Here is a 16928-nt window from a genome sequence, read left to right as displayed (position 1 = left end):
TTTAAATAAAATTGTAGGAGTCATCAGCCTGTTTGGCGGTTTTGGCGGTACCCCATCGCCATTGTTCAAATGTATAAATTTTAGCAATTTCTTCCAAAATCTTTAACACCTTTGTAAAGCTAACTTAGAATAATGGATTTTACACCCGAAATAAAAGATAAACTTCATCAGCTACAAGAAAAATATACAGCCATGGGGCAGGATATGGCTTCTTATCTAGATGGGTTGCTCTATGCCGATTTTCTAACCTACTGGGATTACATCCATTTGGATACGCTGCTAAGTTTACAAAGTCCAAAAACGCCGTTTCCTGATGAAGAGATTTTCATCATGTACCACCAAATTACTGAGTTATATTTTAAGCTGACCTTGCATGAATGCAGGCAAATTGCTGAACATGAAAATTTAACTGTCGAATTTTTTACTGCTCGTGTTAAAAGAATTAATGCTTATTTTAATGCATTGACTACTTCTTTCGAGGTGATGGTGGATGGCATGGAGAAAGAACAATTTTTGAAGTTCAGAATGTCATTATTACCTGCTAGCGGTTTTCAATCCGGGCAATATCGGATGATTGAGATTTGTGCAACTGATTTTATTCGTTTGGTTGATAAAAGTAAACGCGAAGAATTAAGCACCGCTACTATCGAAGAACAGTTCGAACATGTTTATTGGAAGTTTGGTGCTACAGAGTTGTCATCGGGTAAGCAAACTTTAACATTAAAGCAATTTATTAAAAAATATGCCGCTCAGTTTTTACAGCTGGCTAAAGATAGATCACTTACAAATTTCTCGGCTTTGTATCATCAGCTGGCAGCAAATGGTGCTGATGTTTCTGCGCTTGCAGAAGAATTGCGTAAGCTCGATTTATATGTCAATGTAGAGTGGCCATTGTCGCACTATAAATCAGCAGTGCGTTATTTAGAAAAAGATCCGATTGATGTAGCCGCAACCGGCGGTACCAACTGGCAGAAATATTTGCCTCCGCGTTTTCAAAAACGAATTTTTTATCCTTTTTTATGGAGTGATGAACAAATGGGAGAATGGGGCAAAGGCTGGGTGCTTAGTGTACTCAAAACACTCAAAAACAAAGATTAATATCAGAAAATACTATTAAAAAAGCTCGTTTTTTGCTAATTTGCGTCAATTAGAAAATGATAGATGGAGTGAGTGATAGAATGAGTGAATTTGCGATCCGCAAATCATTCAATCATTCAAAATTCTCTCATCCCAAAATTTAAATTATGACCGAGACATTAGATATAAAAATCACCAAAGCTGATCAAACTCGTTTGACAGTTACAGATTTTTCTCAATTACCATTCGGTAAAGTTTTTACCGACCACATGTTTACCGCCGATTACGAAGATGGCGAATGGAAAAATTTACAAATTATTCCTTACGGACCTATTCCAATGAGTCCTGCAATTTCTGCCCTTCATTATGGCCAGGCGATTTTTGAGGGTTTGAAAGCTTATCGCCAACCCGATGGAAAAATTAGTGTATTCCGTGCCGACAAAAACTTTGAGCGTTTTAATAAATCTGCAGCGAGAATGTCTATGGCTACTATTCCTGAAGAAATTTTTATGCAGGGATTAGCAGCCTTAATTAATGTTGATGAGAAATGGGTTCCAAATCAGGAAGATTATGCGCTTTATATTCGTCCGGTTATGTTTGCTACCGATCCTTATTTAGGCGTGAGAGCATCAGATACTTACAAGTTTGCCTTATTAACAACGCCTACGGGCCCTTATTATAGTTCTGCTTTAAAAGTTAAAATTGAGACGGAATTTACCCGTGCGGATGAAGGTGGAGTTGGATTTGCAAAAACTGCTGGAAATTATGCCCGCTCACTTTATCCTTTTGAGCAAGCCAAAAAAGAAGGGTTTGATCAATTAATCTGGACAGATTCGGTAACTCACGAATATATTGAAGAAGCAGGCACTGCAAATTTGATTTTTGTAATCAATGGAAAGTTAGTTACACCTTCCATTCGTAGTACCGTATTGGATGGCGTTACACGCGATACAATTATTAAATTGGCTAAAGATGCAGGCATTGAAGTTGAAGAGCGTAGAGTATCAGTTGCAGAAGTGATTGAAGGCATTAAAAATGGTACCTTAACTGAAGCTTTTGCTGCAGGTACCGCCGCTACTGTTACTCATGTTGGTGTAATTGGTTATAAAGACGAAACTTACCAATTATCAGATCCATCAACAAGGCATATTTCTAATGGAATAGCTAAGAAGTTAAATGATATTCGGTATGGCTTAGCGCCAGATGAATTTGGTTGGAACTGGGTATTATAAATCTAATTAAGCATAAAAAAAGCCTCGAAAATTTAAATTTTCGAGGCTTTTTTGTTAAGCTTGATCTTTAATCTTTGCTCCTTAATCTTTATTCTTATTTATCTAAGATTACAACACCTTTAGCCTCAAAAGCTAATTCCTTTTTAGGGTCAGTAATTTTAGCAACTTCTTCCGGCGATTTTTTAGCATCTTCAGCATAGTGACGTAGCGTTTCTACCGAAATGGTTTGCTTTTTTGCTATACCATCCAGAACAACATTTTTGCCAACAATATCCATCGGCATGAAGAATGCATAATCTTTAAAGGTTACCCTCATCGGATCGCCGTTTGGCATTTGCAAAGTCATCCAACATCCTTTTTTCTTACAAACATCAACAACTTTACCTTCAATCTTCATGTCGGCAGTTTTTTTGTCTCCCATGGCAGCTTCCATTTTAGCCGCTGGTTTCACATCGCCAGGCTTAACTTCTTCGCCAAATTTCTGACCTGTATATGCAGTTTGTGCAAAGCCGATTGCTGCAAATAAGCAGAAGCCAAGACTTAAAATGATCTTTTTCATTATTTTAATTTTTAAGATTTGTTGCAGTTTCCTATCTGAACCAAAGTTATTTAAAATTTTTCTCAATAGCGAAAGCAAAAAAAATCCTCGTTAGCTCTCACTAACGAGGAAAATCATCCCTATTGTTATAGATCACATCCCATGATGTACAACATACTACCTTAGGCAAATGTTAATCCAAAGTGCCGATGTATAAATAGGTATTCCTTATCATGTTGATAATCAAATATTTAATGACTTTTGAGGCGCTGTGCCAGAAAAATGTCAACTGTGGAAATGGGTAAACAACTCAACTATCTAAATAATTTTGTAGAAAATATTCCCCAACAATTCCAGTTCATTTAGCCGAATATCATTCCAAAAACTTCCTCAATTTTGCTTACTGCCTTAATTTCCAGGTTATATTTAGCAATGTCAATACCTTTTAAATTGTATTTAGAAATATAAATTGTTTCAAAGCCCAATTTATCTGCTTCTGCTATTCGTTGTTCTATTCTATTTACCGCTCTTATTTCACCAGATAAACCAACCTCAGCGGCAAAACAGTTTTTAGATGATATTGGAATATCCTGTTGTGATGAAATGATGGCGATTAAAACTGCCAAATCGATTGCAGGATCTTCAACCCTAATTCCGCCAGCGATATTTAAGAATACATCTTGCGTACTCAGCCTAAAACCACAACGTTTTTCAAGTACAGCTAAGAGCATGTTCATCCTCTTGGTGTCAAAGCCAGTTGCAGATCTTTGCGGGGTTCCGTACGCGGCAGCACTCACCAGCGCTTGGGTTTCTATCAACATTGGTCTGGCACCTTCTAACATTGCAGATACGGCAATTCCACTAAGCTCTTCATCTCGTTGCGATAGAAGAATTTCTGATGGATTGGAAACCTCTCTCAAACCACTTCCTTGCATTTCGTAAATTCCGAGTTCAGCTGCGGCTCCAAAACGATTTTTGATCGAACGTAAGATGCGGTAAACATGATGCCTGTCGCCCTCAAATTGCAATACGGTATCAACCATGTGTTCGAGTATTTTTGGTCCGGCAATGGCACCATCTTTCGTAATATGGCCGATTAAAAATACGGGAACGCCAGTTTCCTTCGCGAAGCGTAAAAGCTCTGCAGTACATTCTCTCACTTGCGATACACTTCCTGGAGTAGAATCAATGTGAGAAGAATGCAGGGTTTGGATGGAGTCTACCACTAAAATTTCTGGCTCCAAAATTTCTATTTGTTTAAAAATATTTTGGGTAGATGTTTCTGTTAGGATATAGCAATCAGCAGACGGACTTTCTTGAATTCTTTCTGCCCGCATTTTTATTTGTTGCTCACTTTCCTCTCCAGAAATATAGAGTATTTTTTTGCCTTTCAGGTTCAGTGCCAATTGCAGCATCAGAGTAGATTTCCCTATTCCAGGTTCTCCCCCGATAAGCACCAATGAACCTTCTACCAAACCACCGCCTAAAACGCGGTCAAGTTCCTTATCACCAGTTGCAATTCTTCTTTCAATGGATGATTCAATCTCATCAACTTTGCTGGGTTTACTCAATTTTCTTGAGCTGGTTTCGGTTTTCCAGGTGGGTACTGATGTTGTATTTTTTTCGATAACTTCTTCTACAAAGGTATTCCATTGGTTGCATGAAGGGCATTTACCCAACCATTTCGCCGATTCGTAGCCGCAGCTCTGACAGAAGTATGCTGTTTTAGTTTTTGCCAAGTGATTTTTGATTTTAGATTTACGAATTTAAGTGTTAAAGCCCGCAAAAGCTAAATCACTTTTAAACAAAAAAGCCTGAACTTTTAAAGTTCAGGCTTTGATTAAATGTTTTGAGTTATAATTTTATCTCTTCATCTTTTGATGAGATAAAGTGGAATTCGTTTAGATAATACGATGATTGAGCTTTTACTTTGATCCACTGGCCATATTTAAAGAACCAACGTCGCTGTAAATTAAAAATCCCTTTCGTTATATATGCTTCTATGTAAGGATGAACGCAAAGGGTTACGCCTTTTTCATTCTGTTCACGTAAAATATAATTTAGGTTATTTTCAATATCATCCATTAAAACGATACTCGCCTTAATTTCTCCAGTACCTCCACAGGCTGGACATTTTTCTACCGTAACAATATTCATCTCCGGACGAACACGTTGTCTGGTGATTTGAACCAAACCAAATTTACTTGGAGGTAAAATGGTGTGTTTCGCTCTATCCAATAACATCAGCTCACGCAAATAATCGAATAGCATTTTACGGTTTGTAGGCTTGTGCATATCGATAAAATCGATTACCACAATGCCGCCCATATCACGCAAGCGCAATTGACGGGCAATTTCTTTAGCCGCCTCTTTGTTTACCTGTAAAGCATTTTCCTCTTGATTTTCTTTACTGGCAGTACGGTTTCCACTGTTCACATCTATTACGTGAAGTGCTTCGGTATGTTCTACAACTAAGTAGGCTCCACCCGGTAGGTTTACTGTTTTTCCGAAAGCATTTTTAATTTGCTTTTCTATCCCAAAGTGATCGAACATAGGTTCTTTCTGCTTATAAAGCTTCACGATTTTTTCCATTTCTGGAGAAATATCATGTACATAAGAACGAATATCGTCGAAAAGCTCTGGTGTGCTTACGTAAACGTTTGTAAAATCAGGATTCAGAATATCACGAATTAACGTAGAAGATCTGTCCATTTCGCCCCAAACTCGCTTTGAGGGCTCTGTTGAAGGTACCTTTTTTATAAAGTTTTCCCATTTAGCAATCAAATCCAAAAGATCTTTTTGCATTTCGGCAACTCCACGGCCTTCAGAAACGGTTCTGATAATTACCCCAAAATTTTGAGGCTTAATACTCTCGATAATCTTTTTTAAACGATTACGTTCGGTATTACTTTTAATTTTTTTTGATACAGATATGGTATTGGAGAATGGCACCAGTACCACATACCTGCCGGCAATCGAAATGTCGGAACTCAAACGCGGTCCTTTAGTAGAAATTGGCTCTTTTGCAATTTGTACCGGAAGGAGCATGTTTTTAGAAAGCACATCAGAAATTTTGCCTGCCTTGTTTATATCGGCTTCTAGCTTTAAATTATCTAATAATGTGCCTGTAACCGAGCCATTACGCTTGATCTTAGTTAGCTTAATTAAAGATTGCACCTGAGGGCCCAAATCAAAATAATGCAAGAAAGCATCTTTTTCATAACCCACATCTACGAAAGCAGCATTCAGGCCGGGCATAATTTTTTTAATGCGGCCCAAATAAATATCGCCTACGGCGTAGTTATTATTGATTTGTTCTTTGTGAAGCTCAACAAGTTGTTTGTCTTCAATCAACGCTATGGTAACTCCGGCAGGAGTCGAATTGATAATTAATTCTTTTACCAACAGCTACAGATTTAAGGCTTTCGCCTATTAACAAATGGATAGTAAACGTGAAAGAAACTTTGATTTAGCCTTGATCATGAGAAAAAAATCACATAAATACTTTAAACCTCACAGTTTACACTATGAGGTTTAAAGGGCTTGATCAAAATAAGAAACTATTTTTTCTTATGTCTGTTTTTTCTTAAACGTTTTTTACGTTTGTGGGTAGCCATTTTATGTCTTTTTCTTTTTTTACCGCTTGGCATAGTTTTAAGTTTTAAATGTTTTTATTAATCCGTTAATTAATTTTTATTCTTTAGTTCAGCCACTTTCTTATCAATGAATGATGATAGAGTTGGGTTAGCTGCTAATTTTTTGCTGTCTAAGTAAGCATCAACTGCTTCTTTGTTTCTGCCTAAATTTTCTAAGGCTGTACCTAAGTAAAAGTAAGCTTCAGGTGTTGGTGATGTTGCAATAACCGTTTTAAAACGTGGTATCGCTTTATCAAACTGACCTGATTTAATAGAAAAGATTCCTAAGTTCATATTGGCCTTAACATTTTTAGGCTCTTTAGCAACCACTTCAAGCAGCATTGCAATACCTTGCATTGGTGCGCCCAAACCGTTTACTATTGTAACACCTAAACCTGTTTTTGCTTCTATATTCGTAGAATCTGTTTCTAATGCTTTTTTGTAAGATATATTGGCCTTTTGCAGTAATGCTGGTTGTGCCAAGCTATCTTGTGTACTTTCAAAAGCCTTTATAAATTTATTTCCTGCTGCTAACCACGTTTTAGTTGATGGTTCGCCTTGTGCAACAACTTCTAAATAAAGTGCTGATGGTGTGATTTGCTCAACATCATCCCATTTCTGAGCCAATTGTTTTGCGAAATCAAGTTTCTCTGTTCCTTTAGCGCCTTTGTAACTGTTTTCTAATGCGGTAATATCAGTAGCTAAATTTTTGTTTAGTACATTCTTTGCAGCTGTAGAAGAAGTTTCGATGCTAAGTGCAGATGAAGTAGAAGAACTTTCTGCTCCAGCCATCTGGCCGCTTGCAGGCATTTTTCCGTTCTCTTCAGTTGGTTTAACTAAACCTTTAATGTCTCTGGTAAATAAAAAAGCAACAAGCAATAAAACTGCTCCAATAATGATGATTTGTTTTGATCTTATGCTGCTATTCATAAATTAAGACTTAGGCTTCTACACTAATTTTTTTCGAGTTGCTTTTCACTTTATCAACAAAAACTTTTGCTGGTTTAAAGCTAGGTACAAAGTGTTCTGGGATAATTATTGCAGTGTTTTTAGAGATGTTTCTAGCAGTTTTTTGCGCTCTCTTTTTAACAACAAAGCTTCCGAAGCCTCTTACATAAACATTTTCACCGCCAATCATACTCGTTTTGATAACCTTGAAAAATGCCTCAACTGTTTCCTGTACATCAACCTTCTCAATTCCGGTTTTTGTTGATATTTCTGAAATAATATCTGCCTTAGTCATATTTACTTATTTATATATATTGTGTTTTATATTACTACTGTTTTGGGGTTGCAAAAGTATTGCTTTTTAATGAGATAGGGAAATAAAAGATGATTTTTTTATCAGTTAAGTTATCACTCGATTGCAAGTTTTTTTTTTAACCGATAATTACACCGTAATTTGCAGTAATGACATTCCAAAATGAATTGATAAATTGGTATCAATCAAACAAAAGAGATTTGCCTTGGCGGCATACAAAAGATGCCTATACCATCTGGTTATCAGAGATTATACTACAGCAAACCCGTGTTGAACAAGGCTTACCATATTTCAATAAATTCTTAGAAAACTTCCCAACTGTCCAAGACTTTGCAGCTGCTACAGAAACAAAAGTTTTGAAGCTTTGGCAAGGATTAGGTTACTACTCCAGAGGGAGAAACATGCATGCAAGTGCGCAAATTGTAGTCAATAATTTCAATGGAATCTTCCCAAGCCTGCATGATGACCTATTAAAGTTAAAAGGGATTGGTGAGTACACGGCAGCAGCAATCTCCTCATTTTCATCTGGAGAAGCAAGGGCAGTTGTTGATGGAAATGTATTTAGGGTACTTGCCCGGTATTTTGGCATCAGTACAGCGATTAATTCTCCGGCAGGGAAGAAGACATTTTTTGCTTTGGCCAATGAGTTATTGTATCAGGAAGATCCTGCTTTGTACAACCAGGCCATTATGGAATTTGGGGCAATACAATGCAAGCCGAAATCTCCAAATTGTAATGTTTGCCCATTAAATCAAAGTTGCTATGCGCTAAAAAATAACCTGGTTAATGCTTTACCTGTTAAAATTAAAAAGGCGACCCAAAAACATCGTTTTTTAGAGTATTTTATTTGCCAATCAAATGATAAGATTTTGGTCAGAGAACGTCAGGCTGGTGATATATGGCAGCATTTGTATGATTTTCCCAGCATCGACATGGAGGAGCAGATCCCTTGGACAGACATTTCTTTCGAAGAAAAACTAAAATCTACATTTGGATCAGGAGCTGAGGTATCATTTATCGCTACGAAAAAACATATATTAACACACCAAATTATCCATTTACGTTTTTTTGCTTTAAAAAATTATATATTTAACTTTAGTAAACAAAAGGAACTTAATTGGGTTTCCTTAAGTGAATTGGATGATCTGCCACAACCGAAAGTTATTCATGATTTTATAAAAGAATATCTTCTGGAGAAATGAATGGAGTAACTAACCATTGAGGCGATTTTATTATTTATAAAAAAAAACTAACCAAAATATTTATGTCTGGCATCAACAAAGTTATTTTAGTAGGCCACTTAGGCAAAGACCCGGAAGTACGTCATTTAGATGGCGGTGTAACTGTAGCCAGTTTTCCTTTGGCTACATCAGAAACCTATAACAAGGATGGGAAAAGAGTTGAACAAACCGAATGGCATAATATTGTATTGTGGCGTGGCCTTGCAGAGGTGGCATCAAAATATCTTCAAAAAGGAAAATTGGTTTATATTGAAGGGAAACTCAGAACACGTTCTTTTGAAGACAAAGAGAAGGTAAAGAAATATGTTACCGAGATTGTTGCGGAAAATTTTACAATGTTAGGCCGAAAAAGTGACTTTGAGCAAAGTCCTACTGCCGCCGTGCCGCAAAGTACAGAGTCTAAGATTCAGGATGAGTTTACCATTGGTCCCTCAGATGAAAATGGAGACTTACCCTTTTAAAGCTTTTTATGGATAATAAAAGTAAATTGGTACATCCGCTTTTTGTATCAATTTCACTTTTAATTATTACGATTATTATCTCAAATATACTTTTAACAATACCTTTATGGGAAAGCTATCAGATTTTGTTGGTCTGTTTGCTTTCCCATTTTTTTGGAGTGTTGTTTTTCCAGCTAAGGCAAAACGAATTCATATTGCCACGGCAGTGCTGTTTGTTTTTTAGAAGGCAGAATGTGCACAGCCTGTAATTGATCAAAAAGCACTGAGTTTTCTTCATCCTGAAGTGTTACTACAAAGAAAACCCTTCTGAAAATTTGAAGCCTTTCAAAATATATGGCAGGTGGAAAACAGTATCCTCTTCCAGAAATCAGCATACATTTGAAATTAGGGAAAAATATTATTATGATGTAGATCCAGATAGTGAACTAGCGAAATATGAAATTCGGGATAGCATGATTATTATTGCTCACCCCAAATTAAAAAGGCAAGGTAGGATTGTACAGCTAGACAATAGAAGTTTGACGATTAAATGGGATAATAAAGAGGTCTTGAAATATGAGAAACTTTATGATTAGACCTGCTCAGTTTTCATGAACAGGTCTAATGATTTTATTCTACTGTAACTGATTTTGCCAGATTTCTTGGCTGATCTACGTTACAGCCTCTCATTACCGCGATATGATAGGATAATAGTTGTAAAGGTATAGTGGCCAATAAAGGTAAGAAAGCTTCATTCGCATCAGGAATTTCGATACAATAATCTGCCATTTTCTTTACTTCAGTATCACCTTCGGTTACTATTGCAATTACTTTTCCTTTCCTGGCTTTAACCTCCTGAATATTGCTGATTACCTTCTCGTATGATGAATTTTGTGTTGCAATAAATACTACGGGCATCTCCTCATCTATTAAAGCGATTGGGCCGTGCTTCATTTCGGCAGCAGGATAACCTTCTGCATGGATGTAAGAAATTTCTTTAAGCTTTAACGCACCTTCTAATGCAACGGGGAAACCACTTCCTCTGCCTAAAAATAGACAATTAGTAGAGTCTTTTATTTTTTCCGCCACTTGTTTGATAATATCGTTAGATTCAAGGGCTTTTTGGATTTTCTCTGGAATATTATCAAGCTCGGTAAGTAGCTCGATCATTTTCGAAGTGGTAATTGTGCCTTTCTGTTGCGCCATGTAAAAAGCCATCAGCGTAAGTACAGTAACCTGGGCCGTAAAAGCTTTAGTTGATGCTACACCAATCTCTGGTCCGGCGTGAGTATAAACACCAGCATGTGATAGTCTTGGAATTGAGGCTCCGGCAACATTGCAAATACCGAAAATAGTAGCTCCACGTTCTTTAGCCATTTCAATGGCTGCCATGGTATCTGCTGTTTCGCCAGATTGCGAAATGGCAATTACTACATCTTTCTCCGAAATGATTGGGTTGCGATACCTAAATTCGGAAGCATATTCAACTTCAACAGGGATCCGGGCGTATTCTTCAATCAAATATTCCCCAACCAAACCAGCATGCCAAGAAGTACCACATGCTACGATGATGATTCGGTCTATATTTTTTAATTTCTCCGCAAATTCTTTTATCCCGCCTAATTGAACCTTTCCTTCTTCCGGATAAATACGCCCACGCATACAATCTTTAATAGATCTAGGTTGCTCGTATATTTCTTTTAGCATGAAATGGTCAAAGCCGCCTTTTTCAAGCATTTCTAACTTAAGCTCTAACTCTTGAATAAGAGGCGTTTGTACTACATTGTCCAATTGCTTAACTAAAAGATCATTTTTAGTGATCAAAGCAATTTCGTTATCCTTCAGGTAGATAACATTTTTTGTATATTCTATGATTGGAGTAGCATCAGAAGCAATAAAATATTCACCTTTACCTACACCGATTACCATCGGGCTTCCTTTTCTAGCTGCGATTAAGCGGTCTGGATTCTCTTTATCCATGATTACAATAGCGTAAGCGCCACTTACTTCATGCAAAGCCAAACGTACAGCTTCCAACAAATCAATCTGCTCAATTTTTTGAATTTCTTCAATCAGGTGAATCAGTACTTCTGTATCAGTATCACTATTAAACTCATGTCCACGGGCAACTAGTTCTTCTTTCAAAGTAGCATAGTTCTCAATAATGCCATTGTGGATAATAGATAATTTCTGGTTGTTTGACGTATGTGGATGAGAATTACGATCAGAGGGAACGCCGTGGGTTGCCCATCTGGTATGGCCCATACCAATGGATCCAGAACGATCCTGACTTTCAGCAAACTCTTCAAGTACGGCTACTTTTCCTGCTTTTTTATAAATATGCTGACCACCTTCATTCATCAGGGCAATACCTGCGCTATCGTAACCGCGATATTCTAGTCTTTTTAATCCTTTAAGTACTATTGGCCAAGCTTCCCTATAGCCTATGTATCCTACTATTCCACACATAAAAATTTGAGATATAATTAATCGGACGAATATACAAAACAAACGTTTGTTTTGTATTGTAAACAAAAATTTACATCGCAAAAAAAAAGCCTTGACCATGATAATGGTCAAGGCTTCAAGAATAATTTGAATTTCTTAATTTATTTTGGTATAATAAATATTGAGTTTGATTTTATTAGTGGCGTTTCCTGCAGATCCAATTACCGCTCTGCCTGCTGATGTAACATCGGGCAAAACATAGGCATTTGTTGGTGATGTAGGTGTTACCAATGATGTTGGCGCCAAGAATGTACCGTAATCAGTTAATTTTTTATCGATAAGATCTTGCACATATGATGTTACAATAAACACATATCTATTTTTTAATGAATCAAAATATCCATCAAAGTAAGGCCCGGTAATAGATGAGCGGGGATCATTAGGATTATTATCTGGTAAAAATGTAGGTTGCTCTGCAATATCCCAACGGTAAAGTGAAAGCCGTTGCGCAGGTGCAAATGGATTGGCAAAAGTACCAGCGCTTAAATCAATAACCAACTCTGCTTTATTTACCAGCGCTTTGCCATAAGTATTGGTAAAGTTAGCAAGTGTTGGGAAAGAAATCTTCGTTTTTAAGCCCGCTAAACCTTGTAGGTAAGTCACGTTGTACTGCGTATTTGCATTTGCCGGAAGCAATTGTGTAGCTACATCAGTACCGGTATAATCATGTTTGATATTAGCTGCGGCGTTAGTTGCCGCTAAAGGGAAATTCACGGATACTGTATCTTTGCCATTTGAGGTATTTGTTTTTTTATAAACCAATTGCAGATACGAACTTGTGCTTGCAAAGTTTAAAAAAGCTACGCCACCAGAACCTGTAGTGTTTTGTTTGTTTACCTCAGCATATAAACCTTTGAAATAGTCTACAAACTTAGCTTCAGTTGATGTTGCAGCAGAAGCCAGGTTCAAGATCGTAGATTGTATAAAATCTTTATCCAGTTTAATCCTGATTTGTGCGGGTACAGTTTTTAAAGTATCTGCCTTTCCTGCAATAATATCAAATACTTTGATTTTTGTTTTTGGAAAAATTTTACTGTTAAAATTACCTAACAATTGAGCATTATGTGCCTGCACATCCGAACTCTTGTATTTAGTGATTTTATTAGTTAACTGATAAACATCAATACTATATTTAGTAGTTGCTGTATCTCCGTAAAACTGGCTTCCAAGGTTTAACACCAAGATTGCAGAATCTAATACTGGTGTTGTTCCAAAATCTTTACTCAAAACATCAGGAACAACAGTCATTGCAACACTAGATTCCGTCTTGCCAAAAATAGGATCAACCATGTATCCTAAGGGATAGCCCGTTAAGCCTGATGTATTCACATCGCCTTCTTTAATAGTTTGCGATTTGATCGGCTCATTATTGACCAATGTTCCTGTAATAGCAGTGCTAGGATCCACATCTAAACCCACACCATCAGGGTTTTTACACGATGCAAAAAGAAAAAGACCTATCAACAGGGTTAATAAGTCTTGTTTTGTAAATTTCATATTTAAATAATAATAATACCTTAATTAAGCAAGAGAAACCAATTCGTCATTTGAAATTTCTTCATAAAAATTATAGAAGTTTTCAAAATTCTCGGTTAAGTTAAAAGCTAATGTTGGCTTATTAGAATCTTTAACAAATTTTAACACAGCTGCATCTAAGTTTTCATCTGCTAATACTACTGCATCAGAGTGAGTTATAGCCCCGATGTGCATGCTATTACAATCAGAAGGTAAGAAAGCTTTTGTATCCTCGTCAGTCATGTTAGCCATTACTGCTTTCTTAGCAAAATTAGCGTTCAATTTTTCTTCAAATGAATCCTCATAAACCGAGTAAACAACTTTAGAATTTTTAAACGTTGGGTCGTTTTTGTAAGTAGTTTTAATGTAAGCAGGAACTAAAGAACTCATCCAGCCGTGGCAATGAACGATATCAGGAGCCCAACCTAATTTTTTAACGGTTTCTAAAGCGCCTTTGCAAAAGAAAATTGTACGTTCATCATTGTCGTCAAAGAATTTTCCACTTGCATCTCTAAATACTTGTTTGCGTTGGAAATACTCTTCGTTGTCTAAGAAATAAACCTGCATGCGTGCAGCTGGGATGGATGCTACTTTAATAATTAAGGGGTTATCGTTGTCATCAATAATGATGTTCATTCCCGATAAGCGGATTACTTCGTGTAAACGATTTCTTCTTTCGTTGATGTTACCGAACTTTGGCATCAAGATGCGGATTTCGAATCCTTTTTCTTGCATCGCCTGTGGTAATTGACGTGTGATTTCAGAAATTTTAGTAAGCTCGAGGAAAGGCGACATCTCGTGTGTAACAATCAGCAGCTTCGTTTTTGCCATCTCCATATTCTAAGAAAATATTAAGTTAAATAAAAGATAATGAGCTGCAAAGGTAAGCATAATAATACTATTTATCAATATAGGCAAGCATTTGTTTGGTTTCGTTTAGATTATTTTACACCTTTACTGCTTTAACTTAGATTGTCCAATTGGAAATATTTAAAACCAAATCAGCGCTTAAGGCTTTCTTAAATCCTTTAAAAGCATCGGGTAAAAAAATAGCACTTGTGCCTACAATGGGTGCTTTGCACAATGGCCATATTTCTTTAATTGATTTAGCCAAAGAAAATGCCGACATCATTATCTGTAGCATTTTTGTAAACCCTACCCAATTTACTGATCCAAAGGATTTAGAGAAATATCCTCGCCCCATAGAACATGATTTAGCTATGTTGAACCAGGCGGGTTGCCATGGTGTTTTTATGCCCAACGTAGAAGAAATGTATCCGCAAGGTGCTGATGAAAACTGGCATATTGATTTAGGGAATGCAGAGTTTTTATTAGAGGGTGCTTTTAGAAAAGGTCACTATCAAGGCGTAACTCAAATTGTGAAGAAACTTTTTGATGCTGTTGAACCCGATGTAGCCATGTTCGGGCAAAAAGATTTTCAACAAGTGCTCATGATCAAAAATATGGTGGCTCATTTCAATTTACCCATTACTCTCATCACTTGCCCGATCATTCGCGAAGAGGACGGGCTTGCCATGAGTAGCCGCAATATCCACTTAACGGCTATCGATCGTGAAAATTCTTTAGTGTTGAGTAAATCGTTGCAATTTGTGATCGATAATTTTGAAAAGCTTTCGTTAATGGAACTCGAAAATAGGGCGAAATTATTTTATCAAAACCTTAATGGGGTCGAATTAGATTATTTTACCATTGCGAATGGCGATACGTTAGAACCGGCAAAATTGAAAAACGAAACGAACCTTGTTGCATTGGTGGCCGCCAAAGTAGGTACAACAAGGCTAATCGATAATATGATAATCAAATAAGGGAAGGTGTATAAGTAAGAGTAACTGAGTCTATAACATTGGATGATGTTCTTTGACTTTCTAATTTTAAATTCATTTTTGGATTCAAGGATTTGAAACTCCAGACTTGTACCTAAAAACTCCAAACTGATTACTAACTTTGCCAAATGATTATCACAATATTAAAATCGAAAATACACCGTGTTAAAGTAACGCAGGCCGAATTAAATTACGTTGGTAGTATTACGATTGATGAAGATTTAATGGATGCAGCTAACATTATTGCCAATGAAAAGGTGCAGATTGTAAATAATAATAACGGAGCTCGATTTGAAACTTACGTAATAAAAGGCGAACGCGGTACCGGAACCATTTGTTTAAACGGTGCAACAGCTCGTTTGGCCCAATTAGGTGATGTACTAATCATAATGTCTTATGGCGCTCTCCCAATTGAAGAGGCTAAAAAATATAATCCGATACTTGTATTTCCTGATGATAACAACCATTTGCTAAAATAACTTTGTGACATTTGACCTAAAAACAGCGCTTAAGTATATCATCCTGTTTTTAATAGGAATGGGTGTTTTGTACTTAGCATTTCGCGGTCAGGATTTAGCGAGAATATGGTTGGAGATTAAAACAGCAAACTATTTTTGGGTTGCTACCTCTGCTATTTCTGTTTTAATAGCACATGTTTTAAGAGCCTTAAGGTGGCAAATGCTCTATAAATCCATCCAGTTCAATGTTACATTTTGGAACACCTATCACGCTGTAATTATTGGTTATTTGGCTAATTTAGCCTTGCCTCGTTTCGGTGAAATCGGGCGTTGTTCGGTGATGCAAAAAGTAGAAAGTGTGCCCATGTTTGCTTCAGTAGGCACAGTAATAACCGAGCGGCTTTTCGATGTACTTGTGCTTCTGCTCACAGCTGCAGTTATGGTCATATTTCAATATGATCTGGTTTCCGGATTTTTATACCATACCATTTACCTCAATCTTCTTAATAAAATTTCAAGTATAAGTTTTCTTTGGCTTATAGGCATAGCCATTTTATTGGTTGGTGTTGTTTTTATTTCCATCTATTTTCTTCGGCAAAAGTTTAGCAAAAAGCTGCTGCGGATTTTTGTAAATCTTCGCCAAGGCTTCGGTTCGTACAAAAAATTGAAGCAAAAAGATTTGTTCCTGGTTTACACGCTTGGTATTTGGACGTTTTACTTATTGTCTATGTATTTTGCATTCTCGGCTATTCCATCTACATCCGGGTTGTATTTTGACGCCGCCTTTACAGCAGTTGTATTTTCGGGGTTTGCCATGGCCGCACCGGTGCAGGGTGGAATCGGCGTTTTTCATTGGGTTGTTGCCCAAGCATTAGTATTATACGGCATATCATTTAAAGATGGCTTAGCTTATGCAACCATTATTCACTCTTCGCAGGTTCTACTTATTCTTTTTCTTGGAAGCATTAGTTTATTTATTGTTTTAAGTAAGAAAGCCAAAATCAAATAAATTATTTGGGCGTTTTTACACGCTGTCCGCTGTATCCCCGATGAAAAATCGGGGGATGCCGCTTCCATCCTTAACGCAAAACCCGGCAGATGTAAATTGTTAAAAATATTACTATGCAGCCATAGTAATTCTAATTTGAAATGTTACATTTGTTTACTAACCTTTTATAC

General features: G+C 36.8%; 16 protein-coding genes and 1 riboswitch. Of the genes, 8 read left to right on the top strand and 8 right to left on the bottom strand.

Annotated features, from left to right (window positions below; translation table 11 throughout):
* Window positions 1-7 precede the first annotated feature (7 nt).
* A riboswitch (Fluoride riboswitch) is annotated at window positions 8-69 on the bottom strand.
* Window positions 70-132: 63 nt separating this feature from the next.
* Window positions 133-1098 (top strand): tryptophan 2,3-dioxygenase family protein, encoded by a 966-nt coding sequence (locus ACZZZC_RS23255; protein ID WP_463484237.1) that lies wholly within the window; start codon window positions 133-135, stop codon window positions 1096-1098.
* Between the two features lie 146 nt (window positions 1099-1244).
* Window positions 1245-2309 (top strand): branched-chain amino acid aminotransferase, encoded by a 1065-nt coding sequence (locus ACZZZC_RS23250; RefSeq protein WP_463484236.1) that lies wholly within the window; start codon window positions 1245-1247, stop codon window positions 2307-2309.
* Between the two features lie 94 nt (window positions 2310-2403).
* On the opposite strand, the gene ACZZZC_RS23245 is transcribed toward ACZZZC_RS23250, so the two are convergent.
* From ACZZZC_RS23245 to ACZZZC_RS23225, 5 genes are all read right to left on the bottom strand, one after another.
* Window positions 2404-2868: a DUF4920 domain-containing protein gene (locus tag ACZZZC_RS23245; protein ID WP_056851141.1), complete on the bottom strand. Its 465-nt coding sequence runs from the start codon at window positions 2866-2868 to the stop codon at window positions 2404-2406.
* A 341-nt stretch (window positions 2869-3209) separates the two neighbouring features.
* Window positions 3210-4586: a DNA repair protein RadA gene (gene radA / locus ACZZZC_RS23240; RefSeq protein WP_463484235.1), complete on the bottom strand. Its 1377-nt coding sequence runs from the start codon at window positions 4584-4586 to the stop codon at window positions 3210-3212.
* A 115-nt stretch (window positions 4587-4701) separates the two neighbouring features.
* Entirely contained in the window at window positions 4702-6252 is a 1551-nt protein-coding gene (locus tag ACZZZC_RS23235; RefSeq protein ID WP_056851139.1) for an Rne/Rng family ribonuclease, read from the bottom strand.
* Between the two features lie 281 nt (window positions 6253-6533).
* Window positions 6534-7412 (bottom strand): tetratricopeptide repeat protein, encoded by an 879-nt coding sequence (locus ACZZZC_RS23230; protein ID WP_463488218.1) that lies wholly within the window; start codon window positions 7410-7412, stop codon window positions 6534-6536.
* Window positions 7413-7422: 10 nt separating this feature from the next.
* Entirely contained in the window at window positions 7423-7725 is a 303-nt protein-coding gene (locus ACZZZC_RS23225; RefSeq protein WP_010601128.1) for an HU family DNA-binding protein, read from the bottom strand.
* Between the two features lie 167 nt (window positions 7726-7892).
* Here ACZZZC_RS23225 and mutY point away from each other — a divergent pair, with 167 nt between their 5' ends.
* The 3 genes from mutY to ACZZZC_RS23210 all read left to right on the top strand — a co-directional run bounded on the left by mutY (window position 7893) and on the right by ACZZZC_RS23210 (window position 10020).
* Complete coding sequence (gene mutY / locus ACZZZC_RS23220; protein ID WP_463484233.1) at window positions 7893-8945, top strand: A/G-specific adenine glycosylase; 1053 nt, start codon at window positions 7893-7895, stop codon at window positions 8943-8945.
* 62 nt (window positions 8946-9007) lie between these two features.
* Window positions 9008-9445 (top strand): single-stranded DNA-binding protein, encoded by a 438-nt coding sequence (locus ACZZZC_RS23215; protein ID WP_056851136.1) that lies wholly within the window; start codon window positions 9008-9010, stop codon window positions 9443-9445.
* A 314-nt stretch (window positions 9446-9759) separates the two neighbouring features.
* Window positions 9760-10020: a hypothetical protein gene (locus ACZZZC_RS23210; RefSeq protein ID WP_463488217.1), complete on the top strand. Its 261-nt coding sequence runs from the start codon at window positions 9760-9762 to the stop codon at window positions 10018-10020.
* Between the two features lie 34 nt (window positions 10021-10054).
* Here ACZZZC_RS23210 and glmS read toward each other — a convergent pair whose 3' ends face one another.
* The 3 genes from glmS to ACZZZC_RS23195 form a co-directional block, all read right to left on the bottom strand.
* Window positions 10055-11893, bottom strand: coding sequence for a glutamine--fructose-6-phosphate transaminase (isomerizing) (gene glmS, locus ACZZZC_RS23205; protein WP_463484232.1), 1839 nt, complete (start codon window positions 11891-11893; stop codon window positions 10055-10057).
* A 135-nt stretch (window positions 11894-12028) separates the two neighbouring features.
* Complete coding sequence (locus ACZZZC_RS23200) at window positions 12029-13429, bottom strand: DUF4270 domain-containing protein (RefSeq protein WP_463484231.1); 1401 nt, start codon at window positions 13427-13429, stop codon at window positions 12029-12031.
* Window positions 13430-13453: 24 nt separating this feature from the next.
* A complete protein-coding gene (locus ACZZZC_RS23195; protein ID WP_463484230.1) occupies window positions 13454-14278 on the bottom strand; it encodes a glycogen/starch synthase in 825 nt (274 codons plus the stop codon).
* Between the two features lie 149 nt (window positions 14279-14427).
* Here ACZZZC_RS23195 and panC point away from each other — a divergent pair, with 149 nt between their 5' ends.
* From panC to ACZZZC_RS23180, 3 genes are all read left to right on the top strand, one after another.
* Window positions 14428-15273 carry a pantoate--beta-alanine ligase gene (gene panC, locus ACZZZC_RS23190; protein WP_463484229.1) on the top strand — a complete coding sequence of 282 codons (846 nt, stop codon included), beginning with the start codon at window positions 14428-14430 and terminating at the stop codon, window positions 15271-15273.
* Between the two features lie 146 nt (window positions 15274-15419).
* Entirely contained in the window at window positions 15420-15770 is a 351-nt protein-coding gene (panD, locus tag ACZZZC_RS23185) for an aspartate 1-decarboxylase (RefSeq protein WP_463484228.1), read from the top strand.
* A gap of 4 nt (window positions 15771-15774) precedes the next feature.
* Complete coding sequence (locus tag ACZZZC_RS23180; protein WP_463484227.1) at window positions 15775-16758, top strand: lysylphosphatidylglycerol synthase transmembrane domain-containing protein; 984 nt, start codon at window positions 15775-15777, stop codon at window positions 16756-16758.
* Window positions 16759-16928: the final 170 nt, after the last annotated feature.

The organism is Pedobacter sp. AC212 (assembly GCF_979258625.1).
This window is presented reverse-complemented; position numbering and strand designations above follow the sequence as displayed.

What these genes read in the sequence shown, in the direction of transcription:
- ACZZZC_RS23255 (WP_463484237.1), top strand. Translation starts at nt 133, where the DNA reads ATGGATTTTACACCCGAAATAAAAGATAAACTTCATCAGCTACAAGAA.
- ACZZZC_RS23250 (WP_463484236.1), top strand. Translation starts at nt 1,245, where the DNA reads ATGACCGAGACATTAGATATAAAAATCACCAAAGCTGATCAAACTCGT.
- ACZZZC_RS23245 (WP_056851141.1), bottom strand. Translation starts at nt 2,868, where the DNA reads ATGAAAAAGATCATTTTAAGTCTTGGCTTCTGCTTATTTGCAGCAATC.
- ACZZZC_RS23230 (WP_463488218.1), bottom strand. Translation starts at nt 7,412, where the DNA reads ATGAATAGCAGCATAAGATCAAAACAAATCATCATTATTGGAGCAGTT.
- ACZZZC_RS23225 (WP_010601128.1), bottom strand. Translation starts at nt 7,725, where the DNA reads ATGACTAAGGCAGATATTATTTCAGAAATATCAACAAAAACCGGAATT.
- mutY (WP_463484233.1), top strand. Translation starts at nt 7,893, where the DNA reads ATGACATTCCAAAATGAATTGATAAATTGGTATCAATCAAACAAAAGA.
- ACZZZC_RS23215 (WP_056851136.1), top strand. Translation starts at nt 9,008, where the DNA reads ATGTCTGGCATCAACAAAGTTATTTTAGTAGGCCACTTAGGCAAAGAC.
- glmS (WP_463484232.1), bottom strand. Translation starts at nt 11,893, where the DNA reads ATGTGTGGAATAGTAGGATACATAGGCTATAGGGAAGCTTGGCCAATA.
- ACZZZC_RS23200 (WP_463484231.1), bottom strand. Translation starts at nt 13,429, where the DNA reads ATGAAATTTACAAAACAAGACTTATTAACCCTGTTGATAGGTCTTTTT.
- ACZZZC_RS23195 (WP_463484230.1), bottom strand. Translation starts at nt 14,278, where the DNA reads ATGGCAAAAACGAAGCTGCTGATTGTTACACACGAGATGTCGCCTTTC.
- panD (WP_463484228.1), top strand. Translation starts at nt 15,420, where the DNA reads ATGATTATCACAATATTAAAATCGAAAATACACCGTGTTAAAGTAACG.